Below are 24,962 nucleotides of genomic sequence, written 5' to 3' on the forward strand. Positions count from 1 at the left end.
GGCGACCAGGCGATACCCGCACCGCCCGCCGCATCCCGTGAGCAGGACGCTACGGTCGGTCGCAGAGCGGAATAGGTAGGGTTCCTACCCCTGGATCACGAGAGCAGCCCGACCTTGACCGCTAGGTCACGGGCGTCGTCACGGGTGGAGCGCGGGCCGTCGAGCAGGTCCAAGGTGATCTGCCGGGCATACCCGTTGAAGCGGATCGTCTCCGGGGCCGACTCGTACGCCTTCCGCAGCGTCGTCACTGCCGCTTCCTTGTCGTCCTTGCCGTAGTGCGCCCGCGCCACCTCGATGAGATGGCGTGCCCGGCGCGGCCTCGACGGGATGGCCGCCGAGTCGTGGCGGCGCGCCTGCCGTACCGCCTCACCGGACTTCTGCAACTCCACCGCCACCGTCACCGCGTGGGCGCCCATGATGACCCGGGAGAACGACGTCTGCGGCTGATAGAAATCCTCCGGCAGACGCTGCGCCACCCGGTCCGCCCGATCCCAGTACCGCCAGGCCCGGCCTTCCTCGCCGGCACGCGCGGCGGTGTAGGCGGCCTCGAAGTTGAGCGCACCCCACAACGCCAGCAGATTCGTGCCCGCGTCGGCTGCCCTCGGCTCCAGAGCCGACAGGACATCCTGGGTCACCACCATCGCGGTATCCCAGTCCCCGGCGTCCCGATGCACCTGGCACAGGAACCATGCCGCGAGGGCCAACGCCTCCGGGTCACCGGAATCCTGCGCCGCCACCATCGCCCGGTCCGCAACCCGCCACAACAACTCGGCAGCCGGCTGGTACGCAAGGAACATCTGCGTCAACCCGAACGTCTCCGCCAGCAGCGACTGCGCCTGCCGACGCTCGACGCCCTCGTACACAAGCGCGGCCCGCTGCACGTCGTGCAGAAGTCTCGGCAGCAGCCCACCCAGCACCGTCCGATGATCGGACGCCTGATGACGCGCCCGCCACGCCATCGCAAGCCGCTCCCTCAAGCCGGCCAACGACTCCACCGCAGCCTCATCGGAGAGCACGACACGGTTCACGGCGTCCCGCACCGACGCCAGCGCCGGATGCTCAGGCCCGTTCACCACAGCGGACCTGTCGCTCAGCTCGCCGGCCAGGGCGGACACGTCGACCTTCAGCGCACGCGCGATGCGGTCCAGCATGTGAATGCGCGGAGGCAGGATCCGATCGGTCTCCACCGCCTTGACCCACTCGGCGCTGCGCCCGACCAGTCCACCCAGCACCGCGCGAGTCTTTCCGGACCGCTCCCGGTAGGCCTTCAGCCGCTGCCCAAAGGTCAACTCCGGCAAGGATTCCATCCCGAACCTCCTCATAGCGCGGGATGCGCCACCGGCCGCGGGGCCGCCGTGACACCAACGCTACCGACCTACGTGCGTACGCATAACCCCGAACACACCGGCACGCTGCCTGGAGCCCTCGTGTTGGCTCCAACCTAGACGTGCGTCCACTTCACCTGCGCTGACTTGCTCGACGCGCTGGCCGCGCCACGTCGCGGCCTCACATCATTGGTCGCTGGTCGCCGAGGCTTCACGCCGTCTTGTGCCCCGGGTGTGCCCGAGGCCCGGCGAGCGGTACTTCCTCCAGCGCCGGAAACCCGCCCCCGTCATCCCGCCGCCGATCGCCCCCAACAACGCCTCGTTGAAGGGTCCTGGCTGCTCTACGTAACCCAGAGCGACCATGAGTCCGACCGCGGCCGCCACCACGCCCCCAGCCACCATCGTCAGGTAGGAAAGGCGGCCACGCACCCCACTAGTAGAGCAGTCACCGTAATCCGGCGTACAGGTCGCACCCAGCGACGGCCCGGAGCGGCGAGCGGTCATCGGCCGCATGTCGCACGGTCAGCCTGGGAATCGGGTTGATCTATACGGTGGCTAGTTGCAGCATCAGGGAGATCGCTACCGAACGTTGATCGTCGGGCAGCTCACGTGGCCCTGTCGCCCCGTGTTGACCGCTGTGTCGGGCATGGATCGGGCACGGGCCTGGCCCAGACGAGACGCGCGTCGGTGGCGTAGCTGCCAGCAGGGACGGGTGAGGACACGTGCTCTTGGAAATCGACGGCCGCAAGGTGCGAACCGAAGCCGACCTTCACCAGTTCCTGGCCCGTGCTCTCGACTTCGGGCCCTACTACGGTGCGAACCTGGATGCTCTGTGGGACCGACTGAGCAGGGATGTTCCCCGCCCGGTCGCCGTGGTCTGGACTGACTGGCAGGACAGCGAGAAGAGTCTCGGAGCGGAGCGATTCGAAAGGATCTGCGGCCTCCTGCGAGCCGTGGAGGCCGAGGGCCAAGAGGCTGGCCACGAGAAGCGGTTCACGTTCGAGCTGCGCTGATCTCTTCGCCCCGAAGGAAAACCACAATGCGGTGGCCTGCGGCTGCGGGAGCGATCACCTGCACGAACGATCCGACAACGTCCGAATATGCACGGCACGGTCGTCACTCAGTAAGTCACCCAGCGCCTGAACTTCTACGTGGAAGCACACGAAGCGTTACTAGATCCACAAAAAACATGGTGCCAAACCGAGCTTGACGCTGGATTGGCCCTCGCCCAAGTGGGGTCTGCGAGAAATAGGCGGCCTCAATTGCTAGCGCCACGACAGCCACGAGTGCAGACACGAGAAATACCACAACACACGGAAGAGCTAGAACCAGTCCCGTGGTGTTACCGACGATGTTCTTGATCGACAGAACCTGAATCAGTGCGCCAAGAGCAAGCGCGAGCAAGTTGCTCCGCCCGGACAGCACGAGTAAGCGGTAGGACTTACGGTTCCTGACTTTACGGCGCTGGCCACTCCAAGAGGCCCAGCCGTGCTGCCAATCATCGAACAAGACTCTCACCGCCGCAAGGTTCGCTACCACCAAGCAGTGCCCATCATCTGTTCCACCCTAGACGCCGGGATCATGGACAGTTTCGGCTGCGTCCGCCGCCTGACCGTGTCCCGTGCTCCGCAATCACGCGTCGCTACGTGTCCCTGTCTGCCGCCGACCCACACCCGGGCCCCGGTCTGCTCGGCTTGCCTGGGTCGGTGGCTGGCGGGATGGCATCCCACCTCAACCACCCATGACGCGGAACCTGTCGGCTCCGCCTGAAAACTGGCTCTGGCACACATTTTGTGAGTCGCGCTCGTCGGTAGTTCGGGTTGGGTGCCGGGGTGGAGATCATTCCGGCGTTGCTGCCGCACCTGAGGGGTCTGCGGCTGGAAGCGGTGGTGGTCCGGGCCGTCGGGGTCAGGATCAACGCGGCGACTCAGACGGTGCGAGCACGTTGTAGCGCCTGCGGGACCTGGTCGACCACTGTGCATGGTCGCTATGTGCGGCGGCTGGCCGACGTCAGGCTGGGTGGGCACGAGGTGCTGGTCGCGTTGACGGTCCGCCGATTCACCTGCGTGGACACCGAATGCGGACGGCGGACGTTCGTCGAGCAGGTCCCCGGCCTGACTCGTCGCCATGCCCGTCACACCGTGGTGGCGGCCGGTGACCTGGAGGCCGTCGCGGTGGCGTTGGGCGGTCGACCGGGCAGCCGGCTGGCGCAGCGGTTGGCGGTATCGGTGTCCCGCTCGACGTTGATCCGGATGATCCGCCGGATGCCCGATCCGCCGCCGACGACGCCGACAGTGCTGGGCGTGGACGACTTTGCCCGCCGTCGGGGCCACCGCTACGCGACCGTGCTGCTCGACATGCACACCCGCCGCCCGATCGACGTCCTGCCCGACCGCACCGCCGACACCCTCGCCGCCTGGCTGCACGACCATCCCGGTGTTCAGATCATCTGCCGCGACCGAGGCGGCAGCTATGCCGACGGCGCCCGCAAGGGAGCACCCGACGCGATCCAGGTCGCCGACCGGTGGCACCTGCTGAAGAACCTCAGCGACACCGTCGAGAAAGTCATCCGCGGGCACCGCCGATGCCTGCGCACCCACGCCGAACCAACATCTGCCCTGGTCACGCCAGCCGACGAGCCGGGCGAGGCGGGGCGTCGGGCGGCGAACACGCGCCAACGCCACGCGGCCGTGCACGCCCTGCGAGCCGAAGGACTGTCGATCAGCGCGACCGCCCGCCGCCTTGAGATGAACGTCAGAACCGCCCGCAAGTACGCCCACGCCACTACCGCCGAGGCGTTGATCGGCCCGAACGCCAGCAGCCGCCCCAGCAGCCTCACCCCGTTCCACACCTACCTTCGGCAGCGGCTCAGCGACGGCGTCCACCAGACGGCCGACTTGCACGCCGAGATCCTGGCCCGCGGCTATCAGGGCAGCCTCCGCGTGCTGCGCGACTGGCTCGCCACCAACCGCACCCGACCCGCCCCCGCGATCTCAGTCCGGGTGCCGTCGGCCCGACGGATCACCGCCTGGATCATGCGACCCGGCCACAAACTCACCGACGACGACCGCGCTGATCTCGCCGACGCCCGCCGCCGCTGCCCGGACCTCGACATGGTCGCCGGCCTCGCCCGCGGGTTCGCCGCCCTGGTCCGCCACCAAGGCACCGGGCAGCACCTCGACGCCTGGATCGATCACGCCCGCCACGCCGGCTACCCCGAAATCCGTGGCTTCGCCGCCGGCCTGCTCGGCGATCGCGACGCCGTCGTCGCCGGCCTCGCCCAGCCCTGGAGCTCAGGCCCGGTCGAGGGCCAGGTCAACCGCATCAAGACGATCAAGCGACAGATGTATGGCCGGGCGAACCTCGACCTCCTCCGCAAACGCGTCCTCGCCACCCCGTGAACCACCGCCAAGATCAATCACAGAATGTGTGCCAGAGCCAAAGTTCAGCCGGCGTTGACAGAACCGTGCGGCAACTCCATTTGGAGCCGTCTGGCCCCGCCGAAGGCAGCAAGCAGAGAGGCCGCCTCCCGAGTGACCTCTTCGGTGCGGACTGTCGGCGAGCCGGTCGGATCAGGCTCGATACGAGGTCAGGCGCCCTGTTGGTGTTCTGCTCGGCCTGGTTCGGCTGGCACGGTTGCTGTACTTCGCTGCTGTACTACCGGCATGAGGTGGCCGGTTTCCCTGGTCCAGCCGAGGAAGCGACGGTGCAGCACGCCGGCCGGCGTCCAGGGCATGTCCTCGGTGGCCTGGACGAGGTAGGCACCAAGGTAGAGAGCCAGCGACACCGGAGCGTCCGCGTACTCTGCCCGCAGCTCCCGCTTCCGGGTCGGGCAGGGCCAGGGCAGGTCGCAGCCACCGCAGCTCCAGAGCGGCATGACCGGGCCGTGGGTGGTCACCGCACCCCCTCCAAGAACCGCGCGGTGACCGCCCGCGCCTGCCGGCTCGTCGCCCACTCCACCTGCCAGCACGGGTACGGCGTCAACCGCGCCCACCACAGCCGGCAGCCGACACACATGCCGTCGAGCCCTCGAATGTGTACCGCGAGGATCGCCTGTTCCTGCCCGCCGATCACTGCTCGCCCTCCTGTGGCCAGTGGCCACGATTGATCGGAATCCGATGCCGGACGCGGCACGGGAGGTCGTCTCCGCAGCGGCAGATGCGCCGCCAGAGCCGCCACGACCACACCGGCCGATGCCGTCGGGCAAGAGTCAGCGCGGTGGCAGAAAGGTATTCGTCGTACGAGACGCGCCGCTCTCGCGACATCGATGTGTCCCCGGCGCCCGCCGGGGCCTGTTGCCCGCCTCGCGCCTGGTCCAGCAACCGCCGCCGGGCGATGTCCTGCTCCATCATCTGGATGCGCTGCCCGACGCCGTACGCCGTCGGAATCGACGGGAGGTGCCGGCCTACGAGTCGCCGCAGGAGCCCGATAGGCACCGTCATCTTCTGGCCCTCCGTGATGAGAGCACGAAGGGGCACCTACTGATGTGCCTCGATCCGCGCCCGGTTCAGTGAGGTCCAGCGTCGCGCCGCGCGCGTCTACGATCCAGAAGGTGACTGTCCGCTAACCAGGTGTGCTGTCCGCTGTTGATCGTCGGCTCGGCGCATACTCGACGCACAGTTCACGGAACATCGCGGCCTCGGGCACTCCGAGATCCTCGACCTTGGCCAGCAGTTCCGCGGCTCGCCACCAGTTCGACGGCACCACTCGCCCGGATGCCACGGCCTGCGCCCCGAGCGCAACCGCTTCGTCCGGCTGACCGGCGGCGACAAGGGCAAGTCCGAGGTCGAGACGCGCCGATGCCGACCGGCGTGGCCGCGCTCCCCCATCGCCGTGCGGATCCAGATCGGCCACTACGGCCCGAGCCACCTGCTCGGCGCCCGGGTCACCGGCCCACGCCAAAGTCGTGGCCGTGTATGCGGCGGCCTTGGCAGGGTCGTAGCGATAGTGATGCTCGGCTCGCTCGGGAACGGGAAGATTCGCCGCCGATCGCTCTACCCGGTCCAGCGTTCGTCGGGTGGCAGCAACGTCTCCGATGCGAGCCCATGCACGGGCCTCCTGAGCAGTCGCCTGAATCCTGGCAGAGCTGCCCTGAGGTGCAACCCGTTGAGCTTGCTGGGAAAGATCGAGTGCTGAACGGTAGTCACCTTGTGTCAACACGTCCCAAGCCCGCGTCTCCAGACACCACGCCTGAATTTCGGGATGCTCAGCATGTTCAGCAAGGTCACGAGCAGCTCGCAGATGAGCAGCCGCAGCATTCCGCTGCCGCAGGTCGATGTGAACCGTGGCCCGCAGCACCGCCAACCAACCGCCGGCAACCAACAGCCGACGCTGTTGAGCAAGCGTTACCCGTCCGTCGAGCAGCCGCACCACATAGGAGAGGTGCCGCCGCACCAACGGCAACAGATCCGCCGGTGCCATCGTCGGATAGGAGCTGGCGAGGTCGTCAACGCCCTGCTCGATCCGTTCGAGCATGTCGTTGCTGACATCACTGGCGGCGACTCTCGCTCGCAACTCGCCGGCCTCGGCCGCATGGTCGATTGGCGCATCGACCAGCCGAGCAAGCACTCCCCCGGCGTCGAGAATCCGGTCCAGGTGGCGCGCTGTGTCGACCGTCGGAGCCTTGAGCCCTGCCTCCAACTCGTGCAGATGGCTCTTACTCCGATGAGCGAGTTGCCCGAGAGACCGAAGCGACAGGCCACGCCGCTCCCGAAACTCACGCAGAGCTACCCCAAAGCGCGGATCGACGGACGAGGCCATAGCGCCGCTCCCAAGCTCAAGAGGCCAAGCGAATCAGCCGGCCGCCACCACATCGACGGTACCCCGACTCTCCGCACGCGGATGCCCACGCTGCTCACTTCTCGGGGAAGGGGCTTTGGCCCACGGCACCCGTGGGGTCAAATAGTGATCTCTTCGGTGTGAAATGTCGGCGAGCCGGTCGGATCAGGCTCGATACGAGGTCAGGCGCCCTGTTGGTGTGCTGCTCGGCCTGGTTCGGCTGGCACGGCTGCTGTACTTCGCTGCTGTACTGCTGGCGTTAGATCAGGCGTTGGATGCGGACCTTGGGGCGCTCGTTTCTGAGGTGGCCTTGCTTGTGCTGGCGGACCTGTTCCTCCCAGACCTCCTGGTCGTAGTCCAGGTCTGGCGGGGTCCACTTGTGGGAGCCGTCGCTGTAGTGGAACTTCTCGTCGCCAGGCTGAAGGATGCTCATCGGGTCCACCCGAGGAAGCGGTAGTGCAGGTGGCCGGCGGGGACGTGGGCCAGGTCCTGGGCGGCGTCAACGAGCTGGGCGGCCAGGTAGAGGGCGAGCCTCCTGGCTGCCTCCCCTCGCCCGCCTGACGCAGGTACCTGCTCGCCGGCCCGGCCGCTCGTCCGCCTCCGCGTCGTCGGCTGGGCTGCCTCTCGCGGTTAGAAGGCGCAGGTGTTGAGCATGTCCTGCAGTGCTGACTTCTCGGAGGATTGAAGAGTCAGGCCCCAGTTGTACTTCACGGTGATCCACATCTTGCTGTAGGTGCAGCGGTACGACGTCAGGGACGGCTGCCACGTCGAGGGGTCCTGGTCGCCTTTGGACTGGTTGACGTTGTCGGTGACCGCGATCAGTTGTGGGCGGGTCAGGTCGTTGGCGAAGCTCTGCCGGCGGCTCGTCGTCCATGAGTCGGCCCCTGACCGCCATGCCTCCGCCAGGGGCACGACGTGGTCGATGTCGACGTCGGAGGCGGCGTACCAGGTCGCACCGTCATAGGGGCTGTACCAGCGGCCGGACGTAGCGGCGCAGGAGCTGTTGACCACAACGGACGTGCCGTCGCGCTTGAGGACCTGCTCGCGGGTGTTGCAGGTGCCGGTGATGGTGATCCAGTGGGGGAACAGGTCCCGCGAGTAGCCGGCCATCGAGCCCTGCGCTGCCACTGTCAAGGCGTTGAGCTGCGACTGCGCCGTCGCCTTGGACGGGATGCCCGGAGGCGTAGCCGAAGCCGACTGTCCGCTCACGACGGCGAGAACGGCACCCACGACAGCGGCGACAGTGATCGCGGCGGCACGCCGCCTGGAACGCGGGATGGGGATAACGGGCGCGATCGGCATGGCTGCCGCCTTTCGTCAAGGAGGGAACAGCAACCTTCCCCGACGATCATGTCAATCGATGAGCATGCGTGTAAAGAACAGCTGGCCGGTTATCGAACAGCCGGCCGCCATCTCGCGACCCGACGGCCTCGACCCCTCGCTTGTAAGTTCTGGGCGTCCTGTCCGGCAGGGTCCGTCGGCGTCCCTGGCCTCGGGCCAACCGTCCGGCGTCGTCCCTTACTGGGTGGTTGTGTCCACGCCGGTTGCTGTCACCGTTGCTGTCGACATCTACGGCAGGCTTCCGGCTGACCGTCAGGCATAGTTAGTGGCAACCTCCAGGCTTGGAAGCCCCATGCCCCGCCGGTCGCCTGCCACCGTCCGACGCAGCCTCCGCCGACGCCACCGCCGGTTGCCGAAAAGCCGCCTAAACGTGCCAGGGTTGCCAGGCCCCGCGATTGGTGTCCTCCGGAAGGTCGATCAACACTTCGGCTGGCCGGACAACTGGACCGCCCAAGCGGTGCTGCTGTGGATTCGTCCGCCTCGTAGAATCCGCCACAGTGGCACCGTGCCGTGGCATGACGAGTGTTACGACTGGCACGAAGACTGGCAGCATCCCCGCACCGTCATAGAGGTCGCCCTGGGTCAACTACCAAGCCATATTCGCCGGGACCTACGGCGGATCATCAGCCGCGCTGACCAAACATGGCAAGCCCGGACACTGCCCAATCCGTCTGGCCGGACCGACCTTCCTTGGTGGCTACGAGCGATCGAGTAGACAGGTCATACGTTGAAGCGGAACTAAGATCCCTGATCTCCTCACCAGCAAAACCAGCACCCGACACCTGTTCAGGAGGCGTCTCGGGCTGTCATCGCTACTCGCTGGTTGACGACGTTTCACGCTGTCTTGTGCCCCAGGTGTGCTGGCGGGGTAGCTGCCGACCACGCACGTACCCTGAGGTGGTGAAGGCCCCGGTATGGAGCGCCCTAGCCGCATGGGTCGCGCTCGTAATCAGCGTTGCGAATCTGTGGTACAGCGTAGTCCGCGTGTGGTGGCGCGAGAGGAAGGCCAGCCCATCCGCTCGCCTTGATCTATTCGACTATCACAACAAGTCTGGCTGGCATGAGGAGGTGCGAGTCGTCGTCACGAACCACGGCCCGGCGGACATGAAGAAGGTCGAGGTGCAACTTTTCGACGACGACGGAACATCGCTGGAACTCGGAGACCCCTCCGTCTCGGCCCTGTGGCCCAGGATGCCGCTCGGTTGGCTGCACCCGGAGGAGTCTCTCTACTTGACGCTCAACCGCAGTCTCGGCACGCGCGACCCAAGAGCAGCGCTCATCCGCTGGGATGACGGCCGCCGCTCTCAACAGTCTCGCTGGGTCTGGCTCTCCTATCGCCGAGTTACTTGCCCCCCAGGCAACTAACATGGAGCGGGGACCTGCTGCTGCACCCGGGCTGACCCGTCGGAAGGGTCCTCTGGGGTCCACGCTCGTCCGCCAGCGTCCGGCCCGGTCGTCACCCATTTAGTCACTCACGGGTCGCGCAGTCGGCTTTGCTTCCTCACCTGTGCCGCGCAACTGAGCAACGCCCTAGCCAGCGCCTCCGCCCGTTCCGCCGACAACCACAACGAGCCGTGTGGCACGTCGTCATCGGGACCTGCCAGCCCTTCCGTCAGGGTCTCCGCCGGCACTTCCACGTCAAGCCGAACGAAGTGATGCCCTCTGCTGTAGTCGACGAAGGCATCCAGGTACCGGTCATCATCGAACGTCACCGCCGTATGCTGCCATGGCACCGACGCCTACCTGGCCCTCAGCCTCGACCGCTTCGTCCCGAAGGAATGACCAGGCGTCGATGAGCTGAGCGAATAGCTGAGCTGAGCTGCCGGAACGGTCCACCATCGTCCGTGGACGTCCGGTCTCGGCCGCGTCGGTCGTCACCCAGCTAGTCACCCACCTGCTCGGCACCCGAACCATCCCGATCTCCGGCAAGGCGTTCGAGGAGGTACCGCGCTCCACCATCTCCGGAACGCGCTCGCTGTCGCAGATCCTCCAACCTGTCTTCCTCGTAGAGCAGCCGATTCAGCCGCCTGCGCGCATGTACATCACGTTGGCCGAGAGTCGCCAGCTCGACATGACGGCCGGCGCGGGCAAGCAGATCCATGTGCTGCAGGTGTGCGTTATGGCGCTCTTGGTCGGTGCTGTAGCACTCCGCGACAGCACCGACCACTGCGATTGCTCCATCCCAGTCGCCCCGTTCCTCGGCGACGCGGGCAGTCTCAGACCAGTGAGTCACGGACATAATCGTAGGTGGCGCTGACCCTAGCTTGGGAATCGTGTTGCTCGGAATGGTCAGGGGTCAGCCCGCCTGACTCTGAAACACGAGAGGGATCGGCTAGTGTCACGCTACGGCCGTTGATAGCCGCTATTGACCGGTTCATCGGGGCACGGATCGGGCTGGAGCGGCCAGCGCCCCGCCACGGTCATATGCCAGGGAGGCGGCGCTACCGGTTCGCCTACACGTACCGTCCGCAACTCTGTCGATACGAACTGCCCGAGGCAGACAAGATCGTTCAGCCGGATGCGTCACTCACGTCCTGAGACTGCTCCGTCACGCACGTCCCGAGACCCGACAGGCTGACAGCCGTCCGGGCCTCGCCCTGAAAGGATGACGGCATGGACCGCTTCGAGGGCCGGTGCTGGCTGGACTGGTGGGCGAACTCGTCCACGCTGCTCGACAGCGTCGAGGTGGCCGTCGTGATCGCCGCCGCTACCGGCGGCTGGGAGGCGAATGGTCGCCTGGTCAGCGACAGCGACGAAGACCGCGAGGCGTTTGCATTCCTGTGCGAACTCGACCCCGTCTTCGCGCTGCGATTCGAAGACGAGAGCGTTGTCGCCGTCACCGTTCATCCCACGGATGCGCATCGCCGCTTCAGGCTCACCGAGTACACCGGTCCGGTCCAGCGATCGGTCGTCAACCGCATCGCTCTGTAGGCAACGCCGAGCCTGATTGGCTCGACGGCAGTTTCACGGCACGTTGACGTGTCGGCACCCGGTGCTACTCCGGCCCTCATCGCCACGCCAGCGCGGCCTTCCTACCGGATCGCTGGACTCGACGCCGGAGATGCCGGGCGGCCTTCCTGCCGCTGATGCGGGCCACGCCCCGTCGGCTCTCGATCCCACCGGCCGATATACCGGCTCTCCGAATCCGTTGAGCGGCCCAGCACGACCTTTGCCTGCCGTCCAAGACCCAGGCGTCCGACGCCACCCTCCCCCTGCCCGACATCTGCCTCGCCGCCCTGAAACTGCGAAGCGAGCAAAGCGACGAGGCGAGAGCAGCCGCCGGCAAGGCATGGCACGAAACCGACCTCGTCTTCACCACCCGCTACGGCACACCGATCGAGCCCCGCAACTTCCAACGCTCCTGGCAGACGCGATGCGACAAGGCAGGCGTCAAGCCGATCACCGTCCACGACGCCCGGCGCACCTGCGCCACGCTCCTGGCCGACCTCGACGTCCACCCCAGAGTCGCCATGCAGGTGCTGAGGCACGCCCGCTTCTCCGTAACGATGGAGATCTACACGCAGGTCACATCGACAAAGACGAGAGACGCGCTCAAGCGCCTCGGCGACTCACTGAGCCGCTGACGAGAACTGCTGTACAAAGCTGCTGTACGACAGCAGAAAGGCCACCTCCCGAAGCCGGGAAGTGGCCTTTGACCTGCGTGGGCGATACTGGGATCGAACCAGTGACCTCTTCGGTGTGAAGCAGGACGCCGCACCGACTCTGACCTGCGACAACGAGAACTTGCCGGTCGTGGTGGGTGCAGTTGGATGCCGTTCCCTGACGTTGGACGCTGTTCAACGCCCTTCCGTGCATCCGTCCGCTCCCAACCTGCTCCCTCAATTTCCGCACGGGACCGCTGGCAGCCGATCGGCGGGCACGGTCTCTCGTCATGCAGACCGGCCCTCGTGTGGGCGCCGGTCGCGGACTGGCAGACCCTCAGCTGCGACGTGGTCGCTGCCGTCAGCGACACCGCATCCCGCAGCTCCCTCCGGGCATCTGTCAGGCAGCACACCGAGCTGACCAAAGGCGCATCCAGCGATGGCTGGGGACTGACCCGGCGAGGGCGAGCATCACGGCCGTGCCTGGCGGTTGGCCGCGGCTTGGCTCAGCTGGCCAGCCTCCGCCGGTGCCTGTGGCCGGGCACTGCGGTGATCAGCAGCCCGCCGACGACGGCAGCCGCGCCGAGGTAGGCCAGCGGCCGGAAGAGCATGAACGTATACCCGATCCAGGCCGGTTCTGCCGGGTGGTGCGGGGCAAAGTAGCTGGCGACCAGCGCCAGGGCGCTCAGCGCGGTAGCGGGGAAGAGTGCGAGCAGTCCTACGCCGGCTACGACCACCGTAAGGGCCCGCCGCGTTGGAGTGGCCGCCTGAATCCGCCGGAACGCCCAGGCCGCCATCAACCAACCGGCGGCAGCGCCGGCGAGTAGCCCGGCCGTGGTCAGTGGGAGCACGGCGGCGGGCGTCGTACGGCTGACGGCTACTTGCAACCCATTGTGGGATCCGTCGAGGGCGCCTTCAGAGAAAACCTCCACCAGCCACCCATCCCGATAGACCGCTGACTCCGGGCAGCAACCGGACAGATTCATTATGGCTGGCCGCCAACCGGCCGCCCGCATGCGTTGCTCTGCCCCGTCAACCAAGTGGCGCACCGGCCTGTCGTTGGGGTAGGTGAACTGGAAGAAGACCTTCCCCGCCCGGTACTCGTCGGTTCCGCCTATCAGGTACACCCATCGCGGATCGGTGTATTCGGGGTTGTCGTCGTAGATGAAGTCCCACCGTTGCGGCTCCGCCGATGTCCCCGGCGGTAACGCCGGCTCGACCATCCGCAGCGCGTCGGCGTTGCTCGGCAAGGGTTGCGCGGTCTGCCAACCAAGGCAGCCGCCGAGCGCGCCGAGTGCCACGGCCGTGACTGTGGCAGCGCAGATCACGCCGACTATTCCGGCTGCTCCCCAGACCCGGAATCGGAATCGGAGACCACCGGTAAGCAGGTCGACGACCTCGGCGCGGGTCGGCCAGGCCCTATCGACTGGAGCGGCGTCCAGCAGTGTCGTCACGATCTCGGCGCCGCGTCGGCGTCGGTAGGACCGCGGGTAGGTCAGCAGCAGCCGTCGGTAGCGGCGGGTGAGCTTCACCCGAACGCGTTGTTCTGGCATCTGGACTCCTTGCCGATACGTGAGCACTGCCGATCAGAGGGATCAGGACGGAAGGAGCCCGGGCCGCGATGTCCACCCGGCGAGACGCTTGACGGCGACCTCTGCATTGCTGCGTAGCCGGGCAGTCTCCTGCCGCAGCGCGGCACCGCCCTGTTCGGTCAGCCGGTAATAGCGCCGCACCCGACCATCGACCCTCTCCTCGCGGTCGATGGCAATCAGCCCTTCGGCGGTCAAGCGGTCCAACGCCGCGTACAGCGTGCCGGCGCTCAGCTTCACCCGCCCCTCGGACAGGACCGCCACCTGGCGCATCACGCCGTACCCGTGCAACGGCGGACCGGCCAACGCGGCGAGGGTCAAGAAGGTGGGTTCCCGCATGGTCACACCGGCAATATACAGATGATCGATACAACCGAACAGATCTAGCCGGCCACAGCAACCGACCCCAGCGAGCACGGTCGGCTACCGACAAGGCCCTGGCCTGTGCTTTGCGCGCCTTCTTCCTGCTGAAGCCCGGCGTGGCGGCGTGCCTGCCGTGCACCGTGATGGGGCAGTTTCGGGCCGTGCCGCCTGAACAACAACGGTTCCGGCGAGTGTGAGTAAGCCGCTCGTGATGTCGCTCGGCATGAAGCCAGCCGATCATGTCTGGTCGATACAGACCAGTGCGAGCAGTCGTCGACGGCGGTCGGCCTGCTGGGTGAACCGGCGGCGCTGCAGAAACTACTGTTGTTCCGCATGAGCCACGCCGAGGTCGAGATCACTGCGGAGTTGGTCGCGGATCTGGTGCGTGACCAGCACCCCGACCTCGCCGATCGCCCGGTCCGGCTGGGCGCGCGTGGGTGGGACAACCAGTTGTGGCGGCTCGGTGACGACCTGGCCGTTCGGCTTCCCTGGGCGACCGCATCCGCGGACGCGCTGCTGCGCAAGGAATACTCCTGGCTGCCCACACTCGCTCCGCGTCTTCCGCTGCCGGTCCCCGTCCCGCAGCGACTCGCCGAACCGTCCGAACGGTTCCCTCGGCCGTGGCTCATCACCACCTGGGTGCCGGGCACGCCCGCCGACCGCGCCCCTGTCACGCGAGCCGCCGACTCGGCCACATCCTTGGCCACTTTCCTGACGGCTCTTCATCAACCCGCCCGCAGCGGCGCGCCCGCAGGCCGGGACCGCGGCGGGCCACTGGCCGACTTAACCGGCGGATTCGCCAAGGCGCTCACCTCCGCCATCGAACGAGGGCTGATCGACGACCCGGACGCCGTCGGAGCCATCTGGCACGACGCGGTCACCGCGCCTCAATGGACAGGCCCGGCGCTATGGCTGCACGCCGACCTTCACCCCGCCAACGTGCTGACCGCCGGCGGCGCCATCTGCGGCGTGATCGACTTCGGTGACCTCTGCGCGGGCGACCCGGCGTACGACCTCGCCGCCGTGTGGCTCCTGCTACCCGAGGGCAGCACCGACCACTTCTACGCGGCCTACCAGCCCGCAGCGGACACCGCCACCATGCGCCGCGCCCCCGGATGGGCGATCGCACGCGCCCTCGGCGGCATCCTCATCGGTGACGCCGGCGTCCACGGCCGCCCCGGCGGCAAACCCACCTGGGGTCCACCCGCTCACGCCGCCCTGTAACGCCTCACCGCCACAATCCACTGACTCCGCGATCGCCTCGGGGTCGAACAGACGGCATGATCAACGACCCTCACATCGGCGGGGCGCGCCCGCCCGGCTCAGCGCACGTGCACGACGAGGGCTCGACTTGCGGCCAGAAGAGCGCGCCATGCCTGGCCCGGCGAACTCGATGGCGCGACCGTTGAGCCAGACGTCAAGATTCGTTTGTGGCCTATGATCCGTTGCTCACTCGCGCTCGAGCGGCCTGGGTCGAGATGGCTGGCGTTCCGATGGCCTTCCACGACGAAGGCGGCGTCGAGGTAGCCGTCTCGACCAGCTCCCTGCTCTGCCCACCCGCCTGGGTTGGGATCGTCGCGTTGGGCGACGCCGCCATCATCACCGCGCCGACAGGCAGCCAGGCCGCAACGGTACGCAGAATGCTGCATGACATGCCCCTCGAGACACTGACCGACAGTGACCGGCTGCGCGCCGTCCTTCCCATCGACGAGGTGCTGGGGCCGGCAAGCCTGGCCTACCTCGACGAGGGCGACTTCCAGCCAGCCAGACCCGATGACGTGGAAGTGGTCCTCGCCGGTCACGACGATCTCGCCACGCTCCTGGCATCGGTAACGAAAGACGAAGCCGACGAATGCGGATTAGCCGACATCACCTCCCCCGCGTTCGTGGTCCTCCACGGCAAGCACGTCGTCGCAGCCGCCGGCTACCGCCGCTGGCCAGTCATGCTGGCCCACATCGGCGTACTGACGAAGCCGGATCAACGCGGCCGCGGACTGGCGCGTGCCGCTGCCTCCGCAGCAGCTGCGGAGGCAATAGCGAACCGTCTGCTGCCGCAGTGGCGGGCTCGACCGGAGCCCTCACGCCGAGTGGCGCGCGCGCTGGGGTTCCGCCAGCTCGGCGCCCAACTGAGCATCCGTCTAAAGACCTGAACCCACAACGCGCCATACCACGACCTTGCCAACGGCCATACCGAGCACTGAACCGCCCCGGATGTTGCAGAGCCCGTCGGCCATCCGATGCCGAACCGCAGACGCTTCGGCCCCGCCGAAGAGGTCACCGAGCAGGAAGCGCTGGTCAGCGCGTTGCTGCTGGGATTCGAGTCTCAGCTCTCGGAACCACATCGACGCCAGCACGGGCGGAAGCCAGAGCCATGCGTCGATACGACAGCACCCTCTTGACCGGCGTCAGCGAGTCCCCGACGGCAGCCGGCACCAGCCAGGCGGGGAGCAGCGAACCCTGACCACTTCGGTGTTCTCTGGGAGTTCACTGCCACTCGCTCGCCCGCATCGTCGCAGGTCACGGTCCCCTCTCCGCCCAAAGCCAGTGAGCACTTCGGACACGATGACCACTTCGCCACGCTGCACCCAATCTGCACCCACCTGCAAGGCATGAACAATCACAAGGTCCTTACTGGCCTGAGCTGCGAATACTCCCCTACCAGGCGACATAGAATGCCGTTGACTGCTGTTCACTGCCGTTGAGTGCAGTTGTGTGAAGCAGGACGCCGCACGGACATTGACCTGCGGAAATGCGAAGCCCCAGGCAGGGGTGGGTGCAGTTGGGTGCGGTCAGATGCCGTTCGGTGCGGTTCAACGCCGTTCAGGGCACCCTGTTGCTCCCAACCTGCTCCCCCGATCACGGGCCCGCGACCGGGTTGATGCCTCCAAGCTGTGCCGGACCGTCCTGCACGTCGTTCGTCAGACTCCGTGGCCGCTTGCCCAAGCCGTCCTAGTGACGCCAACGCCCGCTCAGCAACCGTCGGGCTCAACTGCTCCCGATCCGCTCCCACGGCCCGCTTGTCAACCCGACAAGCTCAGACATGCCGCGCCTTATCAGCGGCAAGTGAGGATGCCTTGGTCGACGCCGGTCGTAGGTCGCGCGTTGTCTGCGGCAAGTGCGGATGTCTCATCAGAGTCGGTCCCACAGCGACCACTACGGTGAGGGTGTGCAGATTCCCGATCTCGGTACGGTGGTCAAGGACGCCGATCTGGGTTGGTATCGCAGTGCGCCGATACCGGTGCCGGCGTTAGGCGGCGGACCCTGCCTCATCACGGTCGACGGCTACGACGACGACCCGGCGCAGGAGGACTTCCACGCCGCGATTCGCAACTTCCTCGCGCTCGACCACTCGGCGTTGGTCGAGGCCGCGTCGTCGATCTACGCCTACTACCGCGCCGTCATGGATGACGTCCTGGCCGTTGGCGACGACGAGTGGCACGTGGAGATCAGCGGCCCCGAAGACGTCCTGGCCCACGTCCAGCTCGGCAACGAGCCGATCGTCGTGCGCGACTCCAACGGCGATCAGCGCGTCTATGTCTCGGTCGAGTGCGAGTGCGCCTGGGAACCTGAGCACGGCCTGCAGATCGTGTTCCGCGACGGCGCCACGGTGACCAAGGTCGGACCGTACGACGGCCACCTCACCAACTCGGCCGCCCACACCGACGACGAACTCGATGGCGTCGTGTACCACCGCTTCCGGTGAGGACGCGCCGCAGGTTGTGTGTACGGCATCGGTGTGCGCAAGAACAAGGCCGTCCCGCTCGAGCTTCCCAGCTTCAGCAAGGTGAACCTGAGGGACTTCGCGAATCGACTGAAGGCGACAGGAGCGCAGCCGGCGCTCTGCCGGTTTCAGAATGACGAAACCTGCGAGCGGGGGCCCTGTCATCTGCCAAGATCGGATGCAGGGTCATCGGCTAGATGGGGCCTTTGGAGGGGTCGATCAGCCAGGCTCGCGGCTCGGGTCATTCTTGAAGGCCGTGACCATCTTTTCGAATGCCTGGACGTGCTTGCGGATTCGTACCGCGTCAATCTTTGAGTCTAGGAAGGGCTTGCGCTTGCCCACAAGAAGCACGTCCAGGGACTTCCCGCCGCCTTCGACCGGTCTCGGCATCGTCACGACGCCGGCGAGAGCGTTCGACTCGACAGAGTCGGGAAGGCGTGCTCGGAGCCACGCGACCTGGTCCGTCGTGAACAGGTTGGTCGGGATTGAGAGCTTCTCAAGGTTGGTCAGCTCTCCGAGAGGCTGGATGCGGCCGTCTTCGACTCGCTTTGGGTGGAAGCTCAGTCTCTGCAGGCCGGTGAGCGCCGCTAGAGGCTCGAGCGTCTCGAATACAGACTTGCCCCAAACCGCGTCCCCGAAGACGACCTCCTTGAGCGCAGCGCCCTGTTCCAGGTCATCGAGCCGATGAAGTCGTGTGAAGTCCTCGAAGCAAAGCGCCCTAAGTTGCGGTGTGCGGCCCAGATTCCACAGGCGCGGTGACCTCTGGTTCCAGTAGATCGAGACCATCTGCAGACCGGCAATGTCCTCAAAAGGCGAGAAATCCTCAATTTTTGGGCACTTCCACAACTCGATGGCGATGAAACGGAATCCATACTCGGAAACGAGCCGCTCGAACGTCGTTTGGTCCAGGCCGCTCACACGGAGGGCGACCGCGGTGTCGTTCTCATCTATAGCCGCGAGCTGAGATACATCGAACTTGCCGCCACCGACCTCGGGCAGGACCAGGTCCAGCAGCCAAGGAGGCTTTGGGTCGCCGCCACGACGCAACTCCAGTAAGTCCATCGGTGGGAAAGTCACAGTCACCCTGTCAGGTCGGCCGGCACGCTTACGCACCCTACGCGCACGTCTTGGCGCACCGGCAAGGATCGCACTCAAGCCGACACCGCAGCCAGCCGAACCTGCTTCCTTGCTGACCGGCCCTCGGCGTGACAGCATCCGCGCATGGGCATCTTCGGCTCCATCGCACGCGGCTTGGGTAGCCTCCGCCCGCTGTCCGACGCGGAACTCGAAGACGAGCGGGAGGCGTTACGACAGCGCTACGTGTCCAGCGACAATGTCGGTGAGGCGTCGAACCTTTACAACGAGCTGCACCGCTACGACGAAGAGATGAGGCGACGGGCCAACGAGGCCTACGAGCGCGACAACCCGGAGGCAACCACCAGGCACCGCGAACACGGCTGGTACCTGCCGAACGACGACTAGGTGTCGTGCTGGCCGCAGCCGCCGCAGCAGTAGACCTAAGTCCTCGCGTCGCCGTTGGCGTATCGGGCTGTCGCGAACTCCGGGCGCACCCGATGTCTCTCCCGGCCGTTAAACAGGAGCAGGCGGTTCGGTAACTCGCTACACGGGACCAAGAGCCTGGCCAGGGCCCGACCGGAGGAGCCGAGGTGGTACGACAGGGTTACCTCGCGACGCTGGTCGTGATGGGCGTGTTGTTCGCCGGATGCAGCAGGCAGAGCCACCCGGAGCGCGCGAATCCGCAGCCGATCTCGGGAACTAGCGGGCCTCTGGCGCCGTTGACGCCGGCGTCACTGATCGGTTCTTGGACGATCGCCGACGTTGCCGACCCCGGCGCGGGCACGATCCTGCGTCTCGCTGACCGTGATCTGGACCTGGTCGGCAGCCGCTGCGGCACCCTGGGCGGATCCTGGCGGGCCAGCAGCGACGGCGCCTTCCTCGCGGACATCTTCACGGCTACCATCACCGCGGTCGAAGGCATCCCCGGCTGCGCGAAGGCCAGTCAAGAAACCCCCGAATGGCTGCGCGGCGTCACCGCCTACCAGTTCGACGGCGCAGGACTACCCGTGCTCCTGGACGCACGAGCGCAACCGGTCGCCCGGCTGATCCCCGGGGCCACACCGGCCCCCGAGCCCGACAAGGCCGACGACGTACTGGAACCGCCGGTCATCACCGACGAGGCCCGCCGGGCCCTTACACCAGCGGTCGCCCTACCGGCGAAGCTAGTTCCGGTGGACCGACACCGGCTGGCGGGTCGCTGGATACCCCTGACGGGACACAAGGCCGCATACGTGAAGTTCACGGCCGACGGTGAATGGCGCGGATCCGACGGCTGCAACGACGAGAGCGGTCGGTGGATTACCGCTGCCAGCGGCACACTACTCACGACCGCAAGAGGAACCACACTGATGTTTTGCGCCGACAGTGTGTCGATCGGACGATGGCTCGTGGCGGCCAGACGAGCAGGTCTCGACGGTCGAACCCTGGTGCTCCTCGACGCCCAGGGCACGGAGACAGGTCGGTTGCTTCCCGCGAACTAAACGCCGTCTCGTCGACTACGGCCGTCCAGCATCGGTTTGCGGTTGCACCGGCGCGCGCTCCGCCCTGCGGATTCCGCCGCGGTATCGCGCTGGCCCACTCTGGACGGTCACTGCCCAACCGTGTCTGGTCGCTTCGTCGACACGGTCGTCGTCTGTTCATGAGTCTTTTCAAAGCTGATCTTGCAGCTCAGGGCGGGTGCGGCGAGCCCGGAGATCGATGAGGGCGGGGCTCCAGGTAAGACAGTAGTCGACCAAGATCCGATGCCCCGACCGGCGGCCTCGCCAATGCTGTCTCATCTTCCGCGATCCCGCCGTCCAGCCGCACGCTGAACCACCTCGCTAACCGCAGCCGAGCGAACCGCAACCAGCACGGATCCCGGTGGCGGCGTCTCAACCCGGGCCGGCAGGCGCTGCTCGCTCTGGCCCACCTGCGCACGGCGACACTTACACCCGCCTCGCCGCCGGGTTCGCCGTCGGCGTCGCCACCGTCTGACGCTACGTGCAGGAAGCGATCCTACTGCTCGCCACGCTCGCCGAGGACCTGGCCACAGCGATGCGGCGCATCCGCCGCCTGGCATACGCGATCCTGGACGGCACGCTGATACCGATCGACCGGGTGACAGATCAGAAGCCGTACTACTCCGGCAAGCACAAGCGCCATGGCGTGAACGTGCAGTTCATCGCCGACGCCGCCGGCCGGCTCGTCTGGGCCTCACCGGCACTGCCGGGCCCGACGCACGACCTCACCGCCGCCCGCATCCACAGCATTACCGACACCCTGACCAACGCCGACGTGATGACCTTCGCCGGCCAGGGCTACCAGGGCGCCCGAGGCAGCGTCCGCACGCCGTTCAAGCGACGCCGCTTCCGACCGAAGCTGTCACGCCGGCAGAAAACAATCAACCAGGCACATGCCAGGATCCACGCCCGGGGCAAATGTCAACGCCGGCTGAACTTTGGCTCTGGCGCATATTTTGTGATTGATCTTGGCGGTGGCTCACGGGGTGGCGAGGACGCGTTTGCGGAGGAGGTCGAGGTTCGCCCGGCCATACATCTGTCGCTTGATCGTCTTGATGCGGTTGACCTGGCCCTCGACCGGGCCTGAGCTCCAGGGTTGGGTGAGGCCGGCGACGACGGCGTCGCGATCGCTGATGAGGCCTGCGGCGAAGCCGCGGATTTCGGGGTAGCCGGCGTGGCGGGCGTGATCGATCCAGGCGTCGAGGTGCTGCCCGGTGCCTTGGTGGCGGACCAGGGCGGCGAACCTGCGGGCGAGGCCGGCGACGGTGTCGAGGTCCGGGCAGCGGCGGCGGGCGTCGGCGAGGTCAGCGTGGTCGTCGTCGGTGAGTTTGTGGCCGGGTCGCATGATCCAGGCGGTGATCCGTCGGGCCGACGGAACCCGGACTGCAGTCGGCGGGGTGGGTCGGTTGCGGTTCGTGGCGAGCCAGTCGCGCAGCACGCGCAGGCTGCCCTGGTAGCCGCGGGCCAGGATCTCGGCGTGTAAGTCGGCCGTCTGGTGGACGCCGTCGCTGAGCCGCTGCCGAAGGTAGGTGTGGAACGGGGTGAGGCTGCTGGGTCGGCTGCTGGCGTTCGGGCCGATCAACGCCTCGGCGGTAGTGGCGTGGGCGTACTTGCGGGCGGTTCTGACGTTCATCTCAAGGCGGCGGGCGGTCGCGCTGATCGACAGTCCTTCGGCTCGCAGGGCGTGCACGGCCGCGTGGCGTTGGCGCGTGTTCGCCGCCCGACGCCCCGCCTCGCCCGGCTCGTCGGCTGGCGTGACCAGGGCAGATGTTGGTTCGGCGTGGGTGCGCAGGCATCGGCGGTGCCCGCGGATGACTTTCTCGACGGTGTCGCTGAGGTTCTTCAGCAGGTGCCACCGGTCGGCGACCTGGATCGCGTCGGGTGCTCCCTTGCGGGCGCCGTCGGCATAGCTGCCGCCTCGGTCGCGGCAGATGATCTGAACACCGGGATGGTCGTGCAGCCAGGCGGCGAGGGTGTCGGCGGTGCGGTCGGGCAGGACGTCGATCGGGCGGCGGGTGTGCATGTCGAGCAGCACGGTCGCGTAGCGGTGGCCCCGACGGCGGGCAAAGTCGTCCACGCCCAGCACTGTCGGCGTCGTCGGCGGCGGATCGGGCATCCGGCGGATCATCCGGATCAACGTCGAGCGGGACACCGATACCGCCAACCGCTGCGCCAGCCGGCTGCCCGGTCGACCGCCCAACGCCACCGCGACGGCCTCCAGGTCACCGGCCGCCACCACGGTGTGACGGGCATGGCGACGAGTCAGGCCGGGGACCTGCTCGACGAACGTCCGCCGTCCGCATTCGGTGTCCACGCAGGTGAATCGGCGGACCGTCAACGCGACCAGCACCTCGTGCCCACCCAGCCTGACGTCGGCCAGCCGCCGCACATAGCGACCATGCACAGTGGTCGACCAGGTCCCGCAGGCGCTACAACGTGCCCGCACCGTCTGAGTCGCCGCGTTGATCCTGACCCCGACGGCCCGGACCACCACCGCTTCCAGCCGCAGACCCCTCAGGTGCGGCAGCAACGCCGGGATGATCTCCATCCCGGCACCCAACCCGAACTACCGACGAGCGCGACTCACAAAATGTGTGCCAGAGCCTGAACTTTGACCCCTCTGTTCCGGGCGGGTTCCACGTGGTCAGTTTTCAGGCGGAGCCGACATCCGCGCCGCCGCCGCAGCCGCCGGCCATCATGAATCCACCAAGTCGCTGTGCGACCCTTCACGGATGTGATCGCGACACACAACGCGTCGCTGGACGAGACAATTTTCATGTCGTGCTCTTCCTTCACCCGACGTGACGATCGCCCGTGGAGCGGCAGATTCGGCAGCGTGGAGAAGTACGCCAGGACCTTCGCCGAGCTGGCTTGTCAGCAGCCTTCGTCGGCTACCTCGCGGGGATGCGTCAGTGGATGGACGCGATGGAGGCGGTCGACAAGCACCGGCCCGACAGCCTTGCCATGGTCATCGCGGCCGAAGCGCTGGCTCGCGCGGGCGGCCAGCGCCGATCGCAGGATCTGGCGGCGCGAGCACGCGCCGCCTTCGACGCATCCAAGAGCAGGGACGAGGTCAGGCTGCTCGCTCAATTGGCTCGGACAGCGGCGACGGCCGACGACGGTGAGCGAGCCGCAGAGACTGCCGGGGCCGCGCGGCGGAGACGGCCGCCCGCGGCGACGGACCACGGCTACTGGGCGAAGATTTGCTAGCCGACCATGCCGTCGACCTCACCTTTGCCGCGGATGTCGTGGCCGACCTGGGCTGGCCGACGTGGCTCGACAGCTGACCCGGGAGGCTGAGGAGTCCGCACGATTCGTCAGCCCGGCCAGCCACGATCACCGGGACCTCCTCCGTCTCGCCACGGCCCTGGACGGTGTCGACGACGCACAGGCCACGGAAGTCCTGGCATTCGCCGAGGCGGTGGTCCATCTGCGAGGTGACCGCGAATACCTCATCCGGGACCTGAGTGAAGTCGCGTGGACAGCCGCGTCGTTGGGCGAGTAACCAGGACCGAGGCAGTAGTCTCCGCCTTCAAAGCCCCGACATGACGGCCCAGGCTTGGTGCTCGGCGGCCGACGCGGCAGCGGCAGCGGACCGCCCAGCCACAGCGAAGCGGTTGATCGCGCAAGCCGAGGCCATCATCGCTCAGGAGCGCGGCAGCGACGCCAAACTGCTGTACGGCCTGACGAGGTCGATCGCCAGATCAGGCGATCCTGAGCAAGCCCTGCAACTTCTCCCGGCCTGCGAACCCGCCGCTGAGTCGATGACCGAGCCGGACAGCAGAGCATGCCCGGCGCGCGGTGTCAGGCCCTCAGCCGCGGCCTGGTCGCTCCAGGCTATGGCTCGTTCCCGACGAGCATCCGGCGAGCATCTCACTAGAAGCGCTATACGCGTTCACTTACTTGGTCAAGCAAACCCATAAGCAAAGAGCGCGCCTCTTCTAATGTGCTCGCCCGTGCGACATCCCTTGGGGAAACATAGTCTTGGAGCTGACCTCGGCGGGCATTTTCGAGCCGAACATCCACGAAGATCGCGAGATCCTTGATCCAAGATTCATTCCGCTGCCTGAGCTCTTCCAGCACGAACTCGTAGCCACGCAGGGCATCCACTATGTAGAAGCCCTCTCCTGAACTCGGAAGCACCTGCCGGCTTAAGTCGACACCGCCCCGGAACGAGACATCCACGAACTCGGAATCTGTGAAGTCGTTACCGATATATCGGTTCACCGCCCGACCGTGCTGATTCTCAATCTCAACTGATGGACGGGCATCGAAGACAACTCGCTCCAATCTGCTACTGAACTGACAGTTCACGAATTCGGCAGAAAGTGCAAGCCAACCCTTGATTTTGGATCGCGAAAACCGGCACCCAATAAATGTCGCCTGACCTAACGAGCTAAAGTTCAGGGTGCACCCGACAAATTCGCAATTAATATAAACCGATGTACCCCGGCCAGCACCTAGGCTGCCGTACCCGATTCGAAGGCGGTCGAATCGAATACCATTCAACTTGGCGCTGTCTGCAATCACGATTTCATCGAGTTCCCGATCATTAATCACTTCGTCAACAAAATCACCACCCCTTACAACAAGTCGACTCCCGGTTACGCAACTTGAAAGCTTAGGCATCGGATCTTCCATTCAGACAGCACCTTCTTCAGGTCCAT

General features: G+C 66.6%; 21 protein-coding genes and 2 pseudogenes. 11 read left to right on the forward strand and 12 right to left on the reverse strand.

What is annotated here, in order from left to right:
• Positions 1 to 95: 95 nt before the first annotated feature.
• Positions 96 to 1,307 carry a helix-turn-helix transcriptional regulator gene (locus tag BFV98_RS10535; protein ID WP_071096077.1) on the reverse strand — a complete coding sequence of 404 codons (1,212 nt, stop codon included), beginning with the start codon at positions 1,305 to 1,307 and terminating at the stop codon, positions 96 to 98.
• Between the two features lie 740 nt (positions 1,308 to 2,047).
• On the opposite strand from BFV98_RS10535, the gene BFV98_RS10545 reads away from it, so the two are divergent.
• Positions 2,048 to 2,338: a barstar family protein gene (locus tag BFV98_RS10545; RefSeq protein WP_071096079.1), complete on the forward strand. Its 291-nt coding sequence runs from the start codon at positions 2,048 to 2,050 to the stop codon at positions 2,336 to 2,338.
• A gap of 819 nt (positions 2,339 to 3,157) precedes the next feature.
• A complete protein-coding gene (locus BFV98_RS10550; RefSeq protein WP_071096081.1) occupies positions 3,158 to 4,726 on the forward strand; it encodes an ISL3 family transposase in 1,569 nt (522 codons plus the stop codon).
• Between the two features lie 188 nt (positions 4,727 to 4,914).
• On the opposite strand, the gene BFV98_RS32625 is transcribed toward BFV98_RS10550, so the two are convergent.
• The 6 genes from BFV98_RS32625 to BFV98_RS10575 form a co-directional block, all read right to left on the reverse strand.
• Positions 4,915 to 5,223 carry a hypothetical protein gene (locus BFV98_RS32625; RefSeq protein ID WP_083395256.1) on the reverse strand — a complete coding sequence of 103 codons (309 nt, stop codon included), beginning with the start codon at positions 5,221 to 5,223 and terminating at the stop codon, positions 4,915 to 4,917.
• Entirely contained in the window at positions 5,220 to 5,558 is a 339-nt protein-coding gene (locus BFV98_RS33070; protein WP_369830079.1) for a hypothetical protein, read from the reverse strand. The genes BFV98_RS32625 and BFV98_RS33070 overlap by 4 nt, the downstream gene beginning before the upstream one ends.
• Positions 5,559 to 5,888: 330 nt before the next feature.
• Positions 5,889 to 7,085 (reverse strand): helix-turn-helix transcriptional regulator, encoded by a 1,197-nt coding sequence (locus tag BFV98_RS31440; protein ID WP_013474590.1) that lies wholly within the window; start codon positions 7,083 to 7,085, stop codon positions 5,889 to 5,891.
• Between the two features lie 277 nt (positions 7,086 to 7,362).
• Positions 7,363 to 7,536, reverse strand: a complete 174-nt coding sequence (locus BFV98_RS32245; RefSeq protein WP_013285068.1) for a hypothetical protein — start codon at positions 7,534 to 7,536, stop codon at positions 7,363 to 7,365.
• Positions 7,537 to 7,733: 197 nt separating this feature from the next.
• Positions 7,734 to 8,405: an HNH endonuclease family protein gene (locus BFV98_RS10570; RefSeq protein ID WP_013285067.1), complete on the reverse strand. Its 672-nt coding sequence runs from the start codon at positions 8,403 to 8,405 to the stop codon at positions 7,734 to 7,736.
• A gap of 1,511 nt (positions 8,406 to 9,916) precedes the next feature.
• Positions 9,917 to 10,156 (reverse strand): hypothetical protein, encoded by a 240-nt coding sequence (locus tag BFV98_RS10575; RefSeq protein WP_030270966.1) that lies wholly within the window; start codon positions 10,154 to 10,156, stop codon positions 9,917 to 9,919.
• Positions 10,157 to 11,057: 901 nt separating this feature from the next.
• Here BFV98_RS10575 and BFV98_RS10590 point away from each other — a divergent pair.
• Complete coding sequence (locus tag BFV98_RS10590; protein ID WP_013474588.1) at positions 11,058 to 11,375, forward strand: hypothetical protein; 318 nt, start codon at positions 11,058 to 11,060, stop codon at positions 11,373 to 11,375.
• Positions 11,376 to 11,623: 248 nt separating this feature from the next.
• Positions 11,624 to 12,028 (forward strand): annotated as a pseudogene (locus BFV98_RS31455) (tyrosine-type recombinase/integrase); the annotation flags it as partial.
• Between the two features lie 524 nt (positions 12,029 to 12,552).
• On the opposite strand, the gene BFV98_RS10595 reads toward BFV98_RS31455, so the two are convergent.
• Both BFV98_RS10595 and BFV98_RS10600 read right to left on the reverse strand, forming a co-directional pair.
• The gene (locus BFV98_RS10595) at positions 12,553 to 13,599 is read right to left on the reverse strand and encodes a hypothetical protein (RefSeq protein WP_143025321.1); all 1,047 of its coding nucleotides are present in this window, start codon (positions 13,597 to 13,599) and stop codon (positions 12,553 to 12,555) included.
• Between the two features lie 42 nt (positions 13,600 to 13,641).
• Positions 13,642 to 13,974, reverse strand: a complete 333-nt coding sequence (locus tag BFV98_RS10600) for a PadR family transcriptional regulator (protein WP_071098827.1) — start codon at positions 13,972 to 13,974, stop codon at positions 13,642 to 13,644.
• A 357-nt stretch (positions 13,975 to 14,331) separates the two neighbouring features.
• Between BFV98_RS10600 and BFV98_RS10605 the strand changes: the two genes are divergently transcribed.
• The 3 genes from BFV98_RS10605 to BFV98_RS10615 all read left to right on the forward strand — a co-directional run bounded on the left by BFV98_RS10605 (position 14,332) and on the right by BFV98_RS10615 (position 17,701).
• Entirely contained in the window at positions 14,332 to 15,222 is an 891-nt protein-coding gene (locus tag BFV98_RS10605; protein WP_071096088.1) for an aminoglycoside phosphotransferase family protein, read from the forward strand.
• Between the two features lie 206 nt (positions 15,223 to 15,428).
• Positions 15,429 to 16,148, forward strand: coding sequence for a GNAT family N-acetyltransferase (locus tag BFV98_RS10610; RefSeq protein ID WP_143025322.1), 720 nt, complete (start codon positions 15,429 to 15,431; stop codon positions 16,146 to 16,148).
• Positions 16,149 to 17,164: 1,016 nt separating this feature from the next.
• Positions 17,165 to 17,701: a hypothetical protein gene (locus tag BFV98_RS10615; protein ID WP_071096092.1), complete on the forward strand. Its 537-nt coding sequence runs from the start codon at positions 17,165 to 17,167 to the stop codon at positions 17,699 to 17,701.
• A gap of 237 nt (positions 17,702 to 17,938) precedes the next feature.
• Here the strand turns inward: BFV98_RS10615 and BFV98_RS10620 are convergent, their stop codons facing one another.
• Entirely contained in the window at positions 17,939 to 18,781 is an 843-nt protein-coding gene (locus BFV98_RS10620; RefSeq protein ID WP_071096094.1) for a hypothetical protein, read from the reverse strand.
• Between the two features lie 159 nt (positions 18,782 to 18,940).
• Between BFV98_RS10620 and BFV98_RS10625 the strand changes: the two genes are divergently transcribed.
• From BFV98_RS10625 to BFV98_RS10635, 3 genes and pseudogenes are all read left to right on the forward strand, one after another.
• Positions 18,941 to 19,201, forward strand: coding sequence for a hypothetical protein (locus BFV98_RS10625; RefSeq protein WP_071096096.1), 261 nt, complete (start codon positions 18,941 to 18,943; stop codon positions 19,199 to 19,201).
• A 185-nt stretch (positions 19,202 to 19,386) separates the two neighbouring features.
• On the forward strand, positions 19,387 to 20,277 hold the full coding sequence (locus tag BFV98_RS10630; protein ID WP_071096098.1) for an META domain-containing protein: 891 nt from the start codon (positions 19,387 to 19,389) through the stop codon (positions 20,275 to 20,277).
• Between the two features lie 305 nt (positions 20,278 to 20,582).
• Positions 20,583 to 21,214 (forward strand): annotated as a pseudogene (locus BFV98_RS10635) (transposase family protein); the annotation flags it as partial.
• Positions 21,215 to 21,274: 60 nt separating this feature from the next.
• Here BFV98_RS10635 and BFV98_RS10640 read toward each other — a convergent pair.
• Complete coding sequence (locus BFV98_RS10640; RefSeq protein WP_071096103.1) at positions 21,275 to 22,843, reverse strand: ISL3 family transposase; 1,569 nt, start codon at positions 22,841 to 22,843, stop codon at positions 21,275 to 21,277.
• 266 nt (positions 22,844 to 23,109) lie between these two features.
• Here BFV98_RS10640 and BFV98_RS10645 point away from each other — a divergent pair, with 266 nt between their 5' ends.
• Positions 23,110 to 23,505: a hypothetical protein gene (locus BFV98_RS10645; protein WP_071096104.1), complete on the forward strand. Its 396-nt coding sequence runs from the start codon at positions 23,110 to 23,112 to the stop codon at positions 23,503 to 23,505.
• A 675-nt stretch (positions 23,506 to 24,180) separates the two neighbouring features.
• Here BFV98_RS10645 and BFV98_RS31880 read toward each other — a convergent pair.
• Complete coding sequence (locus BFV98_RS31880; RefSeq protein WP_143025323.1) at positions 24,181 to 24,936, reverse strand: pentapeptide repeat-containing protein; 756 nt, start codon at positions 24,934 to 24,936, stop codon at positions 24,181 to 24,183.
• Positions 24,937 to 24,962 lie beyond the last annotated feature (26 nt).

This window comes from Micromonospora sp. WMMB235 (assembly GCF_001855515.1).
GTDB lineage: Bacteria > Actinomycetota > Actinomycetes > Mycobacteriales > Micromonosporaceae > Micromonospora > Micromonospora aurantiaca.

Bases quoted from the DNA above. Each gene is read 5' to 3' on its own strand.
- BFV98_RS10535 (WP_071096077.1), bottom strand. From the start codon at position 1,307: ATGGAATCCTTGCCGGAGTTGACCTTTGGGCAGCGGCTGAAGGCCTAC.
- BFV98_RS31440 (WP_013474590.1), bottom strand. From the start codon at position 7,085: ATGGCCTCGTCCGTCGATCCGCGCTTTGGGGTAGCTCTGCGTGAGTTT.
- BFV98_RS32245 (WP_013285068.1), bottom strand. From the start codon at position 7,536: ATGAGCATCCTTCAGCCTGGCGACGAGAAGTTCCACTACAGCGACGGC.
- BFV98_RS10570 (WP_013285067.1), bottom strand. From the start codon at position 8,405: ATGCCGATCGCGCCCGTTATCCCCATCCCGCGTTCCAGGCGGCGTGCC.
- BFV98_RS10590 (WP_013474588.1), top strand. From the start codon at position 11,058: ATGGACCGCTTCGAGGGCCGGTGCTGGCTGGACTGGTGGGCGAACTCG.
- BFV98_RS10595 (WP_143025321.1), bottom strand. From the start codon at position 13,599: ATGCCAGAACAACGCGTTCGGGTGAAGCTCACCCGCCGCTACCGACGG.
- BFV98_RS10600 (WP_071098827.1), bottom strand. From the start codon at position 13,974: ATGCGGGAACCCACCTTCTTGACCCTCGCCGCGTTGGCCGGTCCGCCG.
- BFV98_RS10605 (WP_071096088.1), top strand. From the start codon at position 14,332: ATGAGCCACGCCGAGGTCGAGATCACTGCGGAGTTGGTCGCGGATCTG.
- BFV98_RS10620 (WP_071096094.1), bottom strand. From the start codon at position 18,781: ATGGACTTACTGGAGTTGCGTCGTGGCGGCGACCCAAAGCCTCCTTGG.
- BFV98_RS10625 (WP_071096096.1), top strand. From the start codon at position 18,941: ATGGGCATCTTCGGCTCCATCGCACGCGGCTTGGGTAGCCTCCGCCCG.
- BFV98_RS10640 (WP_071096103.1), bottom strand. From the start codon at position 22,843: ATGGAGATCATCCCGGCGTTGCTGCCGCACCTGAGGGGTCTGCGGCTG.
- BFV98_RS31880 (WP_143025323.1), bottom strand. From the start codon at position 24,936: ATGGAAGATCCGATGCCTAAGCTTTCAAGTTGCGTAACCGGGAGTCGA.